This is a genomic window from Sphingopyxis sp. YR583, from assembly GCF_900108295.1.
Classification (GTDB): Bacteria; Pseudomonadota; Alphaproteobacteria; order Sphingomonadales; family Sphingomonadaceae; genus Sphingopyxis.
In genome coordinates this window covers 2,145,447-2,162,277 of the sequence record NZ_FNWK01000001.1, presented here as the reverse complement: position 1 = coordinate 2,162,277, position 16,831 = coordinate 2,145,447, and the positions used below count along the sequence as shown (strand labels likewise).

General features: G+C 64.5%; 18 protein-coding genes. 9 read left to right on the top strand and 9 right to left on the bottom strand.

Annotated elements, in window-relative coordinates:
- Positions 1-22: 22 nt before the first annotated feature.
- The 6 genes from BLW56_RS10010 to crtY are packed head-to-tail and all read right to left on the bottom strand — an operon-like array spanning position 23 to position 5,285.
- A complete protein-coding gene (locus tag BLW56_RS10010; protein WP_093510905.1) occupies positions 23-541 on the bottom strand; it encodes an AAA family ATPase in 519 nt (172 codons plus the stop codon).
- The gene (gene pnuC / locus BLW56_RS10005; protein ID WP_093510352.1) at positions 538-1,107 is read right to left on the bottom strand and encodes a nicotinamide riboside transporter PnuC; all 570 of its coding nucleotides are present in this window, start codon (positions 1,105-1,107) and stop codon (positions 538-540) included. The genes BLW56_RS10010 and pnuC overlap by 4 nt, the downstream gene beginning before the upstream one ends.
- Positions 1,104-2,078: a phytoene/squalene synthase family protein gene (locus BLW56_RS10000; protein ID WP_093510351.1), complete on the bottom strand. Its 975-nt coding sequence runs from the start codon at positions 2,076-2,078 to the stop codon at positions 1,104-1,106. Before BLW56_RS10000 ends, pnuC begins: the two co-directional genes overlap by 4 nt.
- Positions 2,078-2,659, bottom strand: a complete 582-nt coding sequence (locus tag BLW56_RS09995; protein ID WP_093510350.1) for an LOG family protein — start codon at positions 2,657-2,659, stop codon at positions 2,078-2,080. Before BLW56_RS09995 ends, BLW56_RS10000 begins: the two co-directional genes overlap by 1 nt.
- Entirely contained in the window at positions 2,659-4,131 is a 1,473-nt protein-coding gene (locus BLW56_RS09990; protein WP_093510349.1) for a phytoene desaturase, read from the bottom strand. The genes BLW56_RS09995 and BLW56_RS09990 overlap by 1 nt, the downstream gene beginning before the upstream one ends.
- The gene (gene crtY / locus BLW56_RS09985; protein WP_093510348.1) at positions 4,128-5,285 is read right to left on the bottom strand and encodes a lycopene beta-cyclase CrtY; all 1,158 of its coding nucleotides are present in this window, start codon (positions 5,283-5,285) and stop codon (positions 4,128-4,130) included. Before crtY ends, BLW56_RS09990 begins: the two co-directional genes overlap by 4 nt.
- A gap of 74 nt (positions 5,286-5,359) precedes the next feature.
- Between crtY and BLW56_RS09980 the strand changes: the two genes are divergently transcribed.
- The 6 genes from BLW56_RS09980 to BLW56_RS09955 all read left to right on the top strand — a co-directional run bounded on the left by BLW56_RS09980 (position 5,360) and on the right by BLW56_RS09955 (position 11,277).
- Positions 5,360-6,142, top strand: coding sequence for a sterol desaturase family protein (locus BLW56_RS09980; RefSeq protein WP_093510347.1), 783 nt, complete (start codon positions 5,360-5,362; stop codon positions 6,140-6,142).
- Positions 6,084-6,497: a DUF2141 domain-containing protein gene (locus tag BLW56_RS09975; RefSeq protein WP_256203374.1), complete on the top strand. Its 414-nt coding sequence runs from the start codon at positions 6,084-6,086 to the stop codon at positions 6,495-6,497. Before BLW56_RS09980 ends, BLW56_RS09975 begins: the two co-directional genes overlap by 59 nt.
- Positions 6,498-6,530: 33 nt before the next feature.
- Positions 6,531-8,120 carry an apolipoprotein N-acyltransferase gene (gene lnt / locus BLW56_RS09970; protein WP_093510346.1) on the top strand — a complete coding sequence of 530 codons (1,590 nt, stop codon included), beginning with the start codon at positions 6,531-6,533 and terminating at the stop codon, positions 8,118-8,120.
- Positions 8,121-8,171: 51 nt separating this feature from the next.
- A complete protein-coding gene (gene metK, locus BLW56_RS09965; protein ID WP_093510345.1) occupies positions 8,172-9,398 on the top strand; it encodes a methionine adenosyltransferase in 1,227 nt (408 codons plus the stop codon).
- A gap of 68 nt (positions 9,399-9,466) precedes the next feature.
- The gene (locus tag BLW56_RS09960; RefSeq protein ID WP_093510344.1) at positions 9,467-10,522 is read left to right on the top strand and encodes a hypothetical protein; all 1,056 of its coding nucleotides are present in this window, start codon (positions 9,467-9,469) and stop codon (positions 10,520-10,522) included.
- A 41-nt stretch (positions 10,523-10,563) separates the two neighbouring features.
- A complete protein-coding gene (locus tag BLW56_RS09955) occupies positions 10,564-11,277 on the top strand; it encodes a tRNA (guanine(46)-N(7))-methyltransferase TrmB (protein WP_093510343.1) in 714 nt (237 codons plus the stop codon).
- Between the two features lie 268 nt (positions 11,278-11,545).
- Here the strand turns inward: BLW56_RS09955 and BLW56_RS09950 are convergent, their stop codons facing one another.
- Positions 11,546-11,881: a hypothetical protein gene (locus BLW56_RS09950; RefSeq protein WP_093510342.1), complete on the bottom strand. Its 336-nt coding sequence runs from the start codon at positions 11,879-11,881 to the stop codon at positions 11,546-11,548.
- Positions 11,882-11,995: 114 nt separating this feature from the next.
- Here BLW56_RS09950 and BLW56_RS09945 point away from each other — a divergent pair, with 114 nt between their 5' ends.
- Together BLW56_RS09945 and BLW56_RS09940 are read left to right on the top strand one after the other, a co-directional pair.
- Positions 11,996-12,892, top strand: a complete 897-nt coding sequence (locus BLW56_RS09945; protein ID WP_256203373.1) for a LysR family transcriptional regulator — start codon at positions 11,996-11,998, stop codon at positions 12,890-12,892.
- Between the two features lie 123 nt (positions 12,893-13,015).
- Positions 13,016-13,783, top strand: coding sequence for a sulfite exporter TauE/SafE family protein (locus BLW56_RS09940; protein WP_093510340.1), 768 nt, complete (start codon positions 13,016-13,018; stop codon positions 13,781-13,783).
- 46 nt (positions 13,784-13,829) lie between these two features.
- Here BLW56_RS09940 and BLW56_RS09935 read toward each other — a convergent pair whose 3' ends face one another.
- Positions 13,830-14,381: a hypothetical protein gene (locus tag BLW56_RS09935; RefSeq protein WP_093510339.1), complete on the bottom strand. Its 552-nt coding sequence runs from the start codon at positions 14,379-14,381 to the stop codon at positions 13,830-13,832.
- Positions 14,382-14,572: 191 nt separating this feature from the next.
- On the opposite strand from BLW56_RS09935, the gene BLW56_RS09930 reads away from it, so the two are divergent.
- A complete protein-coding gene (locus tag BLW56_RS09930; RefSeq protein ID WP_093510338.1) occupies positions 14,573-15,709 on the top strand; it encodes a beta-ketoacyl-ACP synthase III in 1,137 nt (378 codons plus the stop codon).
- A 6-nt stretch (positions 15,710-15,715) separates the two neighbouring features.
- Here BLW56_RS09930 and BLW56_RS09925 read toward each other — a convergent pair whose 3' ends face one another.
- Positions 15,716-16,798, bottom strand: a complete 1,083-nt coding sequence (locus BLW56_RS09925; RefSeq protein ID WP_093510337.1) for a calcium:proton antiporter — start codon at positions 16,796-16,798, stop codon at positions 15,716-15,718.
- Between the last annotated feature and the right edge of the window lie 33 nt (positions 16,799-16,831).

The following is a 16,831-nucleotide window of genomic DNA, read 5'->3' as shown; positions in this document are numbered from 1 at the left end:
AAAGTCGACATTCCGCGATGAGCTAAGGCAGCTCCGCCGCCGCGATTGCCGCAAGCGCGCTCGCCAGACGCGCGTCGCCCTCGCCCTCGACCCACGCCCATTTCAGCTTGCGGCGGTCGAGTTCGCTGATCGCGACCTCCATGAACTGCACGCGCGCGAGTTCGCTGCCGAACAGGCGGGTGCCATCCTCTTCCCACGGCAGGTCCATCGCGGGGACCAGATAAAGGTCGGCAACCTCGTCCCACAGGTCGATTTCGGGCAGGCGGCGGCCGAGCAGCATGATCGCCCACGCCTGCGTCATCAGCGGGTCGGTATCGGACACCAGCCATTCGGGGCGCTGCGCGAGCGCTGCGCGCGTCGCCGCGAGGTGGCCGTCGAAGATCGCGAGCAGGTCGACCTCGTCGAGATTGGTGCCGTTCGCCTCGGCATAGGTGCGGCCATATTCGGGGACGACGAGCCCGCCGAGCTGGAGCGCGAGGCGCGGCGCGAGCGTCGATTTTCCGGTGCTTTCGGCGCCGTGGAGGCAGATATGGCGTGTCATGGCGCCACCCTGCCCGTTGCCGCCGCCCGGCGCCACTGGAGCAGGCCGTCGATCGACAGGCCGAGCAGCACGACATAGACTGCGCTGGTCGCATAAAGGCCGCGCCAGGCGAATAACGGCACCGCGATCAGGTCGACCGCGATCCACAACCACCAGCTTTCGACCCTGCGCCGCGCGAGCAGCCATTGCGCGGTGATACTGAGCATCGCGATCGCGCCGTCGACCCATGGCGCGATGGCGTCGGTGTGGCGGTCCATCGCGAAGCTCCACGCGACCCAGGCAATGATCGTTCCGAGCGCGAAGCCTTGTCGCGCGCGGCCCGTCATCCAGCCAACGGGAATCCCGCTGTCTTCACGCGCTCGCACCCAGGCCGCCCAGCCGTACAGGTTGAGCGCGAAGAAAAAGCCCTGGAGCAGCATGTCGCTGTACAGCTTCGCTTCGAAGAAGACGAAGGCGTAGAGCGTCACGGCGACGAGCGCGAAGGGATAGTTCCACACGCTGCGCAGCGCGACGAGCGCGACATTGGTCAGCACGAACGCCGCCGCGATCCATTCGAGATAGCTCATGCCGCACCCTCATGGCCCGGTTCGACATGTGTGGGACGCGTCCAGAGGCCGTCGCGGCTGATCCGCCGCTGTGGCGGACGGCGGAGAACCGACCAGCCGGCGCGGGCCACCCAGCCGAGCTTGGCGAAGAGCGAGGTTCCCGCACGGTGATCCCAAGCATGATCGCCCCGCGCCCGAACCTCGCGCGCGATGTCGCCATAAATGCCCGCCGCGGCGAGCACCGCCCAGCGGCTGCGCGGGCCCAGCTTGCGCGCGCCCCAGCGCGCCGACGCTTCATATTCCTCCGCCATTTCGGACAGCCATTTCGCCATCACCGACAAGCGCCCGCGAAAGGCGGGGTGCATGTGCTGGCCGGGCGGGATGTCGAGTTCGACCATCCATTCGACGGGCAAATAACAGCGATCGGCGGCGGCATCCTCCGCGACATCGCGCGCGATATTGGCGAGCTGGAACGCGATTCCGAGGTCCGAAGCGCGGTCGAGCGTCGTCTCGTCGGAGGGATCGATCCCCATCACCAGCGCCATCGCGACCCCCACCGCGCCGGCGACGTGATAGGAGTAGCGCAGCAAATCCTGCTCGCTGCGCGGACGCCAATCCTTCGCATCGAGTTCGAACCCCGCGACGATATCGTCGATCACCCAGCGCGGGATCGCAACTTCGGTGAGCAGGAAGCCGAGCGCGTCGAACGCCATGTCGCCCGTCGGCTGCCCGGCAAAAGCCTTGTCGGTCTGCGCGCGAATATAGGCGACCGCGGCGACCGGATCATGGTCCGGCTTCATCGCGCCGCCATGATCCTGTCCGTCGGTCAGGTCATCGGCGGCGCGGCACCAAGCATAGAGCAGCCAGACGCGCTCGCGCGTTTCGCGGTCGAAGAGCTGGCTGGCCAGCGCAAAGCTTTTCGATCCGCGCGCGATGCTGTCGTGCGCGAAACCGTGGAGGGCATGTGCATCATAGGCCCCCTCGCCGGTCATTACAGATTTTCGGCCTTCATCGCGAAGATCGTCTTGTGCGGGACATAGGCCGCCATCTTTTCGAGCAGATCGTCGAGCCCGGCGTCGACGATCATGATCCCGGCGTGGGCGGGACGGATGAAGCCGACCTCTACCATGTTGCGGTTGAAGGCGATGAGGTCGTTATAGAAGCCCGCGGCGTTGAGCAGCCCGACCGGCTTGCTGTGATAGCCAAGCTGCGCCCAGCTGATCGCTTCCCACAATTCGTCCATCGTACCGACGCCGCCGGGGATGGTAAGGAAGCCGTCGGACAGGTCGGTGAACATCTTTTTGCGCTCGTGCATGCCGCTGACGACATGCAATTCGGTGCAGCCGCGATGCGCGACCTCGGCGCCGACGAGTGCCTCGGGGATTATGCCGATCACCTCGCCGCCGGCTTCCAATGCGCTGTCGGCGACCGCACCCATCAGTCCGAGCCGGCCGCCGCCATAGACGACGCCGATGCCGCGCTCGGCCAGCGTGCGGCCGACGTGGCGCGCGGTTTCGATATAGATCGGATCTTCGGGGGTCGCGGACCCGCAATAGACGGCAAGGCGTTTCATTATTCTTCCAACATCAGATGGGCGGTCGCCTTGGCACTGCCGACGACGCCGGGGATTCCTGCGCCCGGATGCGTCCCCGCGCCGACGAAGTAAAGATTGGAAATCACATCGTCGCGGTTGTGCGCCCGGAACCACGCGCTTTGCCAGAGGAGGGGCTCGAGACTGAACGCGCTGCCGAGATGCGCCGACAGGTCGCGGCCGAAATCGGCGGGCGTGTAATGAAAGCGCGTGACGAGGTTCGCGCGAAGACCGGGCGCGACGCGGCGTTCGACCTCTTCGAGGACCGCATCGGCGAAACGCGCGCCGAAATCGCCGTCCCAGTCGGCCTTGGCCTTGCCCAGATGCGCGACGGGAGCGAGCGCGTAAAAGGTCGAATGGCCGGGCGGCGCCATGCCGGGGTCGGTGACACTCGGATGGTGGAGATAGAGCGAGAAGTCGTCGGGGATTTTCCCGCCGTAAATGTCGCCCAGCAGCCCCTTGTAGCGCGGGCCGAAGAGGATGCTGTGGTGGGCGATGCCGGGATATTCGCCCTTCACGCCGAAATGGACGACGAACAGCGAGGGCGACCAGCGCTTGCGCGACAGGCTTTTGGCGACCCTGGCGCCGCGCGGATGGTCGAGCAGATCCTTGTAGCTGTGCATCAGGTCGCCGTTGCACGCGACCATATCGGCCTCGGCGTGCCAGCCGCTTTGCGTCGTAATGGCCGTCGCGCGATCGCCCGTCGTTTCGATCTTCGTCACCGGATCGCCGAGCAGCAGCCTGCCGCCCAAGCGCTCGAACAGCCGCACCATGCCACTTACAAGAGCATTGGTGCCGCCGCGCGCGAACCAGACGCCGCCGTCCTTTTCGATCGTGTGGATCAGCGCATAGATCGCGCTCGTCGTCATCGGGTTGCCGCCGACGAGCAAGGTATGGAACGACAGCGCCTGCCGCAGCCGCTCGTCCTTCACATAGGAAGAGACGACCCCATAGACGCTGCGCCACGCCTGATATTTCATCAGTGCAGGCGCGGCACGGATCATCGAGGCGAAATCGAGGAAGGCGACCGCGCCGAGCTTCACATAGCCCTGTTCGTACACGCCCTTCGAATATTCGAGAAAGCGGTCGTAACCTTCGATATCGGCCGGATGGAGCTTGGCGATCTCCGCCCGTAACGCCGCCTCGTCGTTCGAATAGTCGAAGTTCGTCCCGTCGGGCCAGTTGAGCCGGTAAAAGGGCATGACGGGGACGAGGTCGACATCGTCCCTCATCTGCTGTCCGCTCAACGCCCACAATTCTTCGAGACACGGCGGATCGGTGATGACGGTGGGCCCGGCATCAAAGGTGAAGCCGTCCCTGAGCCAGTGGTATGCCCGCCCACCGGGCTTGTCGCGCGCCTCGACGACCGTCGTCTCGACGCCCGCCGATTGCAGCCGGATCGCGAGGGCGAGCCCGCCGAACCCTGCGCCGATGACGATGGCGTTGCGGCTCATTTCCAGTCGCGCTTTGCCAGCGCGGCGATCGCGCGGCCGATCGGCACCGGAGGCTTGCCCGACAGGATGCGCAGCTTGTCCGCCGTCGTCGACCGTCCGGCGTAGAAACGCGCCACAAGCCCGGGCGCGAGACGATAGAAGCGTTCGAAGATACGGTAACGCTCGCCCGGATCGGCCGCGCGGAACGCCATGGCCCCGAGCATGCGGTAGAAACGCTGGCGCCGCCACGACGCCGCGGCTCGGCCGCGAAGGATTGCGGGAAGATCGGCGCGGTCGACGAGACCGGGCAGCGCCGATGCCGTGCGCACGGCGTCGGGCAAGGAATAGCCGGTGGTCGCGTGGAACGCGCCGGCGCGAACGCCAATTCGCGCGGTGCGATCGGATTCGAGCCACAACCGGTCGAAGTCCCCCGCGATCACGACGGGCAGCACGCCGTGTTCCTCGCGCGTCGTGGCGGCGACGTCCCAGCCCTGCGCCGCCGCATAGGCGGCGATCCGTTCGCGCACGGCGGGCGCGTCAAGATCGGCACCTTCGCTGTAATAGGTGTCCTCGACGAAGATGGTTTCGGCGTCGAAGGGCAGCAGATAGACGAAACGATAACCGTCCAGTTGTTCGACTGTCGCATCCATCACGACAGGCTGTTCGATGCCGTGCCCGCCCTTCACAGTCAGTGCCTGTCCGACGAACTTCTGCCAGCCACAGTCGAGCGTCGGGAATTTGATGGCGCCGCGCGCGTCGATGACATGCTTTGCCGACAGGCGCCCACCACGCGACAGCAGCAGATGGTCGGGCGCGACATGCTTGGCCTTGTCGGTAATGATATGCCCTGCGGGCAGCGCCGCCATGACAGCGTCGGCGAGAGCTTCGCCGGTTATGCTCTTGTACCCCATGCGCAACCGGCGCGCGTGCGACGGGAAGCGGACATCATATCCCGTCCAGTGGTGGCGAACGAGCGGCGCCACGATCCAACGGTCCTTCTTGGCAATATCGCTGTCGAAAAAGGACCAGACATGATTGCCGCCGATCGGCCCTGGCTCGACCAGTCGCACGTCGAGGTCGGGCCGCTTCGCCGCGAGCGCAAGCGCCGCGAGCCCGCCGGCGAGCCCGCCGCCGACGATCGCGATATCGCATTTATCATTGCTCGGCCCCACCATTCGCCTGCCTTAGCCACGCAAACGCGCGGGCGCAAAGCCATTGCAACGCGGCCGCGAGCGGCTAGCCTTGCGCGATGACCGGCTGGCCGATCCTTTTCTCCGCGCTTGCGATGACCGCGATCGTGGGCGTGCGCTATTTGCTGACCAGCGGGACCTTCGCTTTCGCGACGCGGCTGAAACACCCCGGCCTCTATCGCGGGCTGGAACCGCAGATGCGCCGCGAGGTCGGCTGGAGCCTTGCAAGCGCGGCGATTTACGGGGTTCCCGCGGGCGTCGTCGCATGGGGTTGGCAGGCGCATGGCTGGACGCGCATCTATACCGATATCCACGCATTTCCGATTTGGTATCTGCCGCTTAGCCTTTTCGCCTATCTGTTGATCCACGACACATGGTTTTACTGGACGCACCGCTGGATGCACCGGCCCAAGCTGTTCCGCATCGCGCACAGCGTCCATCACGACAGCCGGCCGCCGACGGCCTGGGCGGCGATGAGCTTCCATCCGGTCGAGGCGATCACCGGCGCCATCGTCATTCCGGCGCTCGTCTTCGTCATCCCGATCCATGTCGCGGTGCTGGGGACCGTGCTGGCGATTATGACCGTCATGGGCGTCGGCAATCATATGGGGTGGGAAATGTTCCCGCGCGCGCTTGTTCATGGACCCGCAGGGCGCTGGCTGATAACCGCGACGCATCACGAGCGGCATCACGCCGCTTACCGAGGGAATTATGGGCTCTATTTTCGCTTCTGGGACAAGGCGTGCGGCACCGATCTTGGCCTTGGCGACTTTGGGGGCAGCATTGCCCCTGCTGATCGGCGCCGCGAGCGCGTCGCCGCCGACACCCACGCCGACGGTTGAGGTCAGCGTCACCGGGCTGCGCAATATGAAGGGGCAGATACTCGTCTGCCTGACCACCAATCCCAAGGCATTTCCCGATTGCAGCAAGGACAAGTCATCGGTGCGTATGGCGGTGAAGGCGGCCGACGCAGGCGATTTCACGGTCCACGCGCCCGCAACCGGCACCTATGCGATCGCGGTCGTCCACGACGAGAACAGCAACAACAAGATGGACACGGCGATCTTCCTGCCAAAAGAAGGTTTCGGTTTTTCGCGCAACCCGACGATCACCGTCGGTCCGCCGAGCTTCAAATCGGCGAGCTTTGTGCTGACCGGCACCGTGCGCCAGTCGATCAAGATGAAATATATGCTCTAGTGGCCGTAACATCGGACGGCTAAGAGAGCGCGCGTGACCGCGACTTCCTCCCGCATCGCCGCTTTCGCCGACCGTTGGCCCAAGCTTGTCGCCCTTTTGCTTGGCGCCGTTTCCGCGACGGGTTTCGCACCGCTGAACCTCTGGCCGCTGACGCTGCTCGCGCTTGCGGGCTGGATGACGCTCGTCGCGAAAGCCCCGCGAGGCCGGCGCGCCTTCGGACTCGGATGGGCCTTTGGCGTCGGCCATTTCACAATCGGCCTGAACTGGATCGCGACCGCCTTCACCTATCAGGCGGCGATGCCCGCGTGGCTCGGCTGGATCGCCGTCGTCCTGCTCGCTCTCTATCTGGCCGTCTATCCGGCACTTGCTGCGTGGGGCGCATGGGCGATCAAGCCAAAAGCCGATACGCATTTCGCTGCCCCCTCCTACATCCTGGTTTTCGCGAGCCTCTGGACGCTCACCGAATGGCTCCGCAGCTGGGTCTTTACCGGCTTCGCATGGAACCCCCTCGGCGTGATCGCTGTCCCGCACGTCGCGGCGCCCGCCCGATGGATCGGCACCTATGGCATGAGCGGGATCGCCTGCCTGCTCGCGGGCGTCCTGATATTGGCCTTTTATCGCCGTCGCGTGGCTGCGGCCTCGCTTCTGGCGAGCCTCGTCCTGTTCTGGGGCGCGGCATTTCTGACGCAGGCCGGCAGCGATGCCGACGCCGCCGTCCGGTCCAAAGGAATGGAGCGCATTCCCATCACCGTCGTCCAACCCAATGTCGGGCAACAGGACAAGTGGGAGGGCAGCAAGGCCGACGCCAATTTCGCCAAGCTGGCACGGTTGACGAGCCCGAAGGACGATACGCCGCGCCTGATCCTGTGGCCCGAGGCAGCGGTGCCCGACTATCTCGAGTGGGGCTATCCATCGGCCTATTATGATCGCTCGCCCGCCGCTGCGCGCGCGCGGCTCGTCGCCCTGATGAACCCGGGCGATCTGATGCTGCTCGGCGCATTGAAGCTTGAACTCGACCAGGCGGGCGATGTCGTCGGGGCGCGCAACGCAGTGATGACCATCCATGCAGACGGCACGCTCGGCCCGCGTTACGACAAGGCGCACCTTGTCCCCTACGGCGAATATCTGCCGATGCGGCCAATATTGTCGGCGATCGGCCTGTCGCGGCTGGCGCCCGGCGATATCGATTTCTGGCCCGGACCGGGGCCGCATACGCTCGACCTCGGCACATTCGGCCGCGCGGGGCTCCAGATCTGCTACGAAATCATCTTTTCGGGGCAGGTGGTCGATCGCGCGCATCGTCCCGATTTCATCTTCAACCCGTCGAACGACGCTTGGTTCGGCGGCTGGGGCCCGCCGCAGCATCTGGCGCAGGCGCGGCTGCGCGCGATCGAGGAAGGATTGCCCGTCGTGCGTGCGACGCCGACGGGGATCAGCGCGATCATCGATGCCGACGGCCGCATCGTCGAATCGCTGCCGATGCATGCGGCCGGGCGCATCGACAGCTTCGTACCAAAGGCCCACGCGCCCACGCTGTTCGCCCGCCACGGCAACATGCTGCCGGTCGGATTTGCGTTGCTGCTGCTCGCCGCCGCCATTGCGTTCCGGCGGCGCGGCCGCTAACAGGGCGCAGACATAAAGCATCCTTTATATTCGTTCCCAAGAAGGCTCTCCATGCGCAACAGCTTCCTCTTCACCTCCGAAAGCGTATCCGAAGGACATCCCGACAAGGTGGCCGACCAGATCAGCGATTCGATCGTCGACCTGTTCCTGTCGAAGGATCCCGAAGCGCGCGTCGCGTGCGAGACGCTGACGACCACTCAGCTCGTCGTGCTGGCCGGTGAAATCCGTTGCAAGGGCGTGTTCGAGAATGACGAATGGGCGACGGGCGCGCTCGAAGAGATCGAGGCCACGGTTCGGAACACGGTGCGCGAGATCGGTTATGAACAGTCGGGCTTCCACTGGGAAAGCTTCCGCTTCGAGAATAATCTCCACGCGCAATCGGCGCATATCGCACAAGGCGTCGACGAAAGCGGCGACAAGGACGAAGGCGCCGGCGATCAGGGCATCATGTTCGGCTATGCCTCCGACGAAACGCCCGACCTGATGCCCGCGACGCTCGATTACAGCCACAAGATTCTCGAACGGATGGCCGCCGACCGCAAGGCGGGAATCGCGCCCTTCCTCGAACCCGATGCGAAGAGCCAGGTCACGCTGCGCTATGCCAACGAGCGTCCGGTCGAAGCGACCGCAATCGTCGTTTCGACGCAGCATGCGCCGGGCTATTATTTCCATAATGGCGAAGGCGACGAAGCAAGATATCTCGAGCTGCGCAAATATGTCCTCGGCGTGATTGCCGACGTGCTGCCGACCGAACTGCTCACTGCGAACACCATCTATCATATCAATCCGACCGGGCGTTTCGAGATCGGCGGGCCCGACGGCGACGCGGGGCTGACCGGCCGCAAGATCATCGTCGACACCTATGGCGGCGCGAGCCCGCACGGCGGCGGCGCCTTCAGCGGCAAGGATCCGACCAAGGTCGACCGCTCGGCAGCCTATATCACCCGCTATCTTGCGAAGAACATCGTCGCCGCGGGCCTCGCGCGCCGCTGCACGATCCAGCTCAGCTATGCGATCGGCGTTGCCGAACCGCTGTCGATCTATGTCGACCTGCATGGTACCGCCGCGCAAGGCGTGACCGAAGCCGCGATCGAACAGGTGATCCCGCAACTCGTGCGCCTGACCCCCAAGGGCATTCGCACGCATCTGGGCCTCAACAAGCCGATCTATAGACAGACTGCGGCCTACGGCCATTTCGGCCGCACGTCGGAAGGCGACAGCTTCCCGTGGGAGCGCACCGATCTGGTCGACAAGCTGAAGGCCGCGATTGCCGGCTAAGGCAGGCGCTTGCCATCGCCACCCCGATCTGACAGCTTCGAAGTCGTCGGATAGGGGGAGGCTGGTCGGTGGCAAGATTTTCTGTTTGGCTGATTTTTTCGGCGCTGGCGCTGGCGGCGTCGCCCGTATGGGCCCAAGGCGAATTGGCCGTCACGGCAGGCAAGCCCTGGACGCATGCCCATAGCGGCATCACCGTTCCCGCCAAGCTCGGCGGCAATCCGCTGACACGGGCGCGGACCTTTGCCCCGCAGGAACTCGATGTCAGCCTGAGCTTCGAACCCGATACGGCCCGAGACTTTTTGTCCTTCTATATTTTCCGCAACACCAACGGCGGCGTCCCCGTGTGGATGGCGCAAGCGCAATGGTCGATCGAGAACCGCGGCGCGTTCGCAGGAGCAAAACTGGCCGCCCCGCCCGAACCATTCACGCCGCCCGGGCAGGCCGTGGCGAGCGGGCTTCGCGCGGTTTACGCCACGCCCGACGCGACGGGTTATAAAAGTACCGGGGTCGCGTTGCTGCCGCTTGGCGACTGGTATGTAAAGCTGCGGGCGACGTCACGCGACAAGAGTCCGGCCGAACTGGCGCAGGCGATGGACGGCTGGTTGAAGGAAATCGGCTGGCCGAAAAATGCGCCCGCGGCTTCCGCCGCTCTTCCGCTCATTCCGTGCGCCGAGCCGCTTGTCTTCAAAGGTACCGCAAAGGACGCGAAAGGCGACATGATGAAAGGCGCGCTTGCCGGCGCCCTCGTTTCGGCGGCCGCGGGCGAACGGAAAGGCGCTCCCGAGCAGATACAATGGTGTCGCGACAGCGCGCTGGACGGCAACAAGGCAGCCTATCGCCCCGATGCGGCGAACAACGCCTATCTTCTTGCCGTCGGCGACAATGGCGATGGCGTGTGGGTCGCCCCGTCGATCGCCGGGGCCGTGGACAGTGACGGCAAGACGGCAAGCTATGGCGTGACGCTCAAGATGGCGGCCGAAGATCTGATCTTCGTGGCGCAGGACCGACTCCCTTCGCCGGCGCGCACCATGGAGATCGTCAACGCGGGCGAGGTCACCAGCAGCGTCACGACCTGGGGTAAAAAGCGCGACATTCGGATCAACAGCGGCACAAAAGAGAAATAGCGCCCTTTCGCCTGCGGCCCGGCCGCGCTAACGCGCGCGCCATGACTGCTTACAAACCCGGCGATCCGACGACGATCAACCGCCTTTATGGCCGTTCGAAGGGCAAGCCGCTGCGCGCCGGCCAGCAGGATCTGGTCGACACGTTGCTGCCGCAGATCGCAGTGCCGCCCGAGGGCGATGTAACCGCCGAGCGCCTGTTCGGATATGACCGGCCGCTGCATTTCGAGATCGGCTTTGGCGGCGGCGAGCATATGGCAGGTCGCGCCGACATGCTGCCCGATCATGGCTTCATCGGCGCGGAACCCTTTATCAACGGCGTCGCGCAGGCGCTGGTCCATGTCGCGGGCGATCATGGCGCGAAATTGCCGCTCGGCAATGTGCGGATCCATCATGGCGACGCGCTGGAGGTGCTGCGGCGGATTCCCGACGACGCCCTGAGCTTCGCCTATCTGCTCCATCCCGATCCGTGGCCCAAGGCGCGCCACGCCAAGCGGCGGATGATGAACGACGGACCGCTCGACCTGATCGCAGAGAAGCTCAAACCCGGCGGCGAATTCCGGTTCGGCACCGACCATCCGATCTATCTTCAGCACGCGCTGATGGTGATGCGCCGCCACCGCCATCAGTTCGAATGGCTGGCGCAGGATGCGCGCGATTTTCAGGTGCGTCCGAACGGCTGGCCCGAAACGCGCTATGAAGCCAAGGCGCGCGCGCAGGGGCACGAAGTCTGGTATTTCCGCTATCGGCGGATCTAGTTTCCGGATTTGCGCTTCCTGGCCGCCGCTTGCCGCAGGCGGTTTTCGCGCAATGCCAGTTCTTCGTACCGGCAGAGCGGCACGGCATCATTTGCGGACGCGCCGGCTGGCGGCGTTTCAGGTCGCGCTTTCCTGCCTGACATGGCGGCAGTCTATCCTGCAAACCGCGCATAAACAAATGGGGCGGCCTCGTTATGAGTGCCGCCCCAGTTATGTGGATCCGTCGGGGAGAGAGAGGACGGTCCGGAGATTGGTGTGTCAGTTTGTCTTAGCGCGACGCCATCTGGCTGTCGGTTTCGACTTCGGCGACGCCGGCAATCTTCAGCGCGGCGCGGAACTGCTTGGCGGCGGCGCGTTCGTTGCCCGCTTCGCACAGCTTCTTGCCGGTCGAAACAAAGCGCTTGGCGCTCGACTGCTTGGCGCCTTCGACACCGCCGGCGGCGACATGCGCCTGTTCGGCGAGGCCCGAGCAGCGATAGTCGCTACCCGACTGGGCATAAGCGGGGCTGGCGGTTGCCATCAGGCCGGTGAACGCGAGGGCCGAAGCGGCGACGATCGCGAAAGCGGCAGGAAAGCGGCGATAAGAGGAGAGCTGATAGGCCATGGGAGAGGTTTCCTTTCGTTTCGTTGTGCAACCTTTTTAGTCGCGGTTGCGCACATAGATAATCCTCTATAATCTGCAAGTGCTTTGAAGCAGGATTTAACAATCCCCCACGGGGTGCTCGACGGGATCGAAGCCTTCCTGCGTGTCGCGGAAAGGCGGAGCTTTTCCGCCGCGGCGGTCGACCTTGGCGTCTCTCCCTCGGCGATCAGCCAGATCATCAAGGGGCTGGAAGCGCGCGTTGGCGCCCCATTGTTCATGCGCACCACACGCAGCGTCGGGCTGACGCAGGCGGGCGAGATGTTCCTCGAGCGCGCCGCGCCCGCCTATGCAGGGCTCGGCGACGCCTATGAAGCCGCGCGCAACCTCGGCAACCGCCCCGCGGGCCGGCTCCGCATCAACCTGATGCGCGGCGCGGTGCAGCCTCTGTTCGAACCGATCATCGCCGGCTTTTGCGAAACCTATCCCGAGATCGAACTCGAAATCTATGCCGAGGACGCGCTCGCAGACCTCAGCGCCGGCGGCTTCGATGCCGGGGTGCGGATGGGCGAATCGCTCGATGCCGATGTGATCGCCGTCCGCCTGACCGGGCCGTTCCGCTTCGTCGCGGTCGCAACGCCGGGCTATCTGGAGAAACACGGACGCCCCGAAAGTCCCGACGAGCTTCGCAATCATCGCTGCGTGCGCATGCGCATGGGCAGCGGCGCGCTGATGCCCTGGACGTTCGAGAAAGGGAATCGCGAGATCGAGGTCGGGGTGACCGGGCCAGTGATCGTCAACGATTTTACCGCGATGATGGTCGCGGTGCACGCCGGGGTCGCGATGGGCATGACCGCCGAGCCGGTGGTCAAGGCGCTCGTCGCCTCGGGTCAACTCGAACTGGTTCTGCCCGACTTTGCCTGCTCGACCTCCGGCCTGTTTCTCTATTATCCCAGCCGTAAACAGGTGATGCCGAAACTCCGCGCGTTCATCGACTATGTACGCGACTACCTGCCCGACGACGTTACCGGCTGAGCCCGTTCGGAGACTTCGGTGGGGCGCACAAACAAATCCCTTTGCCGCGAGCAGAAAAATTGGGCTGGCGCCGGCCAGGGAATCCCGGCAGCAGGTTGTCAATCAAATGGGTTGGGATGACATATGACTGAACTTGCGGCCATCGACTTCTCCGCGCTCCTGCCGTTCATCCTGATCGGCTTCGCCGCGCAGCTTGTCGACGGCGCGCTCGGCATGGCCTTCGGCGTTATATGCAACACCCTGCTCGTGGCGGTCCTTGGCGTCCCGCCCGCGACCGCATCGGCGCGCATCCATGTCGTGGAAATCTTCACGACCGGCGCATCGGGCCTCAGCCATTTATTCCATCGCAACATCGACTGGCCGCTGTTCTGGCGACTGCTGATCCCGGGCGTGATCGGCGGCGTTCTCGGCGCCTATGTCCTTTCGTCGCTTCATGCGGACGTGGTGAAGCCCTTCGTGCTCGGCTATCTGGTGCTGATCGGTGTGTGGCTGCTCATTCGCGGCCTGCTCTATCCGCCCAAGATCGCAAAGCCCAAGGTCGTCGCCCCACTGGCTGTCGTCGGCGGCTTCCTCGACGCGGCGGGCGGCGGCGGCTGGGGACCTGTCGTGACCTCGAACCTGCTCGTCCAGGGCGGCGAGCCGCGCAAGGTTGTCGGCACGGTCAACAGCGTCGAATTCTTCCTCGCGATTTCGGTATCGATCGCCTTTATCGCGAACCTCGGTTTCGCAGAGATATTGGGACCGACGCTGGGGCTGATCATCGGCGGCGTCGCGGCCGCGCCGCTCGGCGCAATGATGGCCAAGCGCTTCTCGCCCAAGGTCATGCTGGTCATGGTCGGCATCGTGCTGACCGCGACGAGCGCCTTCGGCCTCTATCGCGCGCTGATCTGAGCGAAAGCGGTCCGGGCGGCACCCGATGGCCGCCGCCGCTGCGCGATCAGTTCGCCGGTTTGATTTCGTCCACCTTCTCGACCCATTCGGGATAGAAGCTCGGCTCGCGCGCCGACCAACCGGGCGCGGTCGCGGCGGCTTCACTGATCGACTGGAGCAGGATCTTGCGCTTGTCGGGGTGGAGGTGCGGCAGCGACGCCGCGGCGCAGAAGGCGCCGGGCAGCCAAGGCCGCGCATGGGCGCCGAGCAGCCGTTCGTAGAGGAAGCGGTAGGGCGCAAAGGCATGGAGCCGGTCCTGACCGAGGTCGAAGGCCGACACGGCGATCAGCGGTGCCATGAAATGTTCGAGCGCATCGAGCCCGCTATCGTCCGGAATATGCGCGCGGATGTCGACGAGGCGGTGATAGACGCGCGCCTGAACGCGGATCGCGGTTTCCTCCACCATGTCGCGCGACCAGCGCGCGATCGCGTCGTCGCGTTCGAGCCCGATGTCGAGCGAGCGGCGGATATACCGCTGCGTCGCGGCGGGAAAGCTCGCGAATTCCTTGATTTCCGATATCGACAGATCGCCTGCTGCCGGTCCCGAACGCGTCGCCATGGTCGTGCTCCCGCACGGCGCCCGGGGAGCCATCCCCCCGGAGGCCTGCATCAAACAGTCTGCCACCAAAATGGTTAGTGGCGGGTTAACCATGATGTCGGCGATCGTTCAGCAAGCTGAGGGGCGTTGCGCAGCGCCGCGACGAAGCCTAATCAACGTGTCTTGAAACTGTAAGACACATGAGAGCCACCATGTCGCATTCACCGCAGCCGGTCATTTCCGCAACCGGCCTCTTCACCCCTGCCGAACGCATCACCAACGAAGAACTTGTCGCCAGTTTTAACGCGTATGTTGCGCTGCACAATAGAGAAAATGCAGCGGCCATTGCGGCGGGCGATGTAACCGAACTCGCTGAATCGAGTGTCGAATTCATCGAGAAGGCGAGCGGCATCGGGTCGCGCTTCGTCGTCGACAAGGCCGGCATTCTCGACCCCGAACATATGGCGCCACGCATCGGAGAACGGAGCAACGACGAACTCTCGATCCTCGCGGAAATCGGCGTCCTTGCAGCGAAGGACGCACTCGCGCGTGCAGGCCGCGATGCGTCAGACGTCGATGCCGTGCTCTGCGCCGCTTCGAACATGCAGCGCCCCTATCCGGCGATGGCGGTCGAGATCCAGGACGCGCTGGGGATCGACGGTTTCGGTTTCGACATGAATGTCGCCTGCTCGTCGGCGACCTTCGGCATCCAGACCGCCGCCGACTATATCCGTGCGGGGCATGCAAAAAGCGTGCTCGTCGTGAATCCTGAAATCTGTTCGGGGCATCTGAATTGGCGCGACCGCGACAGCCACTTCATCTTCGGCGACGTCGCGACCGCGATCCTCGTCGAGGACAAGGATATCGCACCCGCGGGCCATTGGGACATTCTCGGCACCAAGCTCAAGACGCAATTCTCGAACAACATCCGCAACAATTTCGGTTTCCTCAACCGCGGCCACGGCGGGATAGACCAGTCGGGGCCGAAGAGCGACAAGCTTTTCGTGCAGGAGGGCCGCAAGGTCTTCAAGGAAGTCGTGCCGTGGGTCGCGAACCTGATCGTCGAACAGATGGAATTGCTGAAGCTCAAGGGCGGCGACATGCGCCGGCTGTGGCTGCATCAGGCGAACACCAACATGAACCGCCTGATCGCGCAGCGCGTGCTCGGTCACGAAGCGAGCGAGGACGAGAGCCCGACCGTGCTCGACACCTATGGCAACACGTCGAGCGCGGGGTCAATCATCGCCTTTCACCTCTACCATGAGGATATGACGGCGGGCGATACCGGGCTGATCTGTTCGTTCGGTGCCGGCTATTCGGCGGGAACGGTGTTCGTTCGCAAGACCTGACGCGCCTTACGGCACGAAGGTCGTGAACAAATAGATCGCGAACAGCATCAGGTGGATCACCCCCTGCAACACGGTGGTGCGCCCGTTCGCTAGCGTCTGCGATGCGACAATCAGCGACAGGAACAAGAGCACGGTCGATTTGGCATCGAGGCCGAGGCTGATCGGAAGATCGGTGACGATCGACAGTATCGCGACCGCCGGAATGGTGAGGCCGATCGTCGCGAGCGCCGACCCCAATGCGAGGTTGAGGCTGGTCTGGAGGCGGTCGGCCTTCGCCGCACGGACAGCCGCGAGGCCCTCTGGCGCGAGGATCAGCGCCGCGATCAATACGCCGAGCACCGCAGGCGGCGCGCCCCAGTCGGCAAGCAGCGCGCCCATCACCGGGGACAGATTCTTGGCGAGCAGGACCACCGCGAACAAGCTGGCGAGCAACAGTCCGCCCGAAATGGCGGTGCGCTGGATGCTCGGCGGCGCGGCATGTGCATCGGGTTCGTCGTGCGCCTCGCCATCGGGCAGAAAATAGTCGCGGTGGCGCACGGTCTGGACGAGCGCGAAGGTCGCATAGAGAATCAGCGAAACCGCCGCGACGAAGCCGAGCTGCGTTTCCGAATAGAAGGGTCCAGGCACGCTCGACGTGAAATTCGGCAAAACGAGCGTCACGATGGTGAGCACGGTGAGCGTCGCGAGCGCGGCGCCGATGCCGGTACGCTGGAAACGCTGTTCGTGATGGCGGATCGCGCCGCTGAGCAGGCAAAGTCCCATCAGGAGGTTCAGGATCACCATCACCGCCGCGAACACCGTATCGCGCGCCAGCGTCTGCGCCTTTTCGGGCTCGGCCTGCATCAAGGTCAGGATCAGGCCGACCTCGATCACCGTAACAGCCAGCGCGAGGATCAATGTGCCGAACGGCTCGCCGACGCGGTGCGCGATCACCTCGGCATGATGGACCGCCGCAACGACGGCGCCCATCAATATGATCGCAACCAGCCAGGCATTGAGCGGCATGGCAAAACTCGCCATCGCGGCAACAAAGCCAAGGATCGGAAAAATGTCGTTGGTGCGGTTGGCGAGGCGAAGTTTTGAGGTCATAAGAAACCTATTGCAGCCCCCTCCCCCTATGAC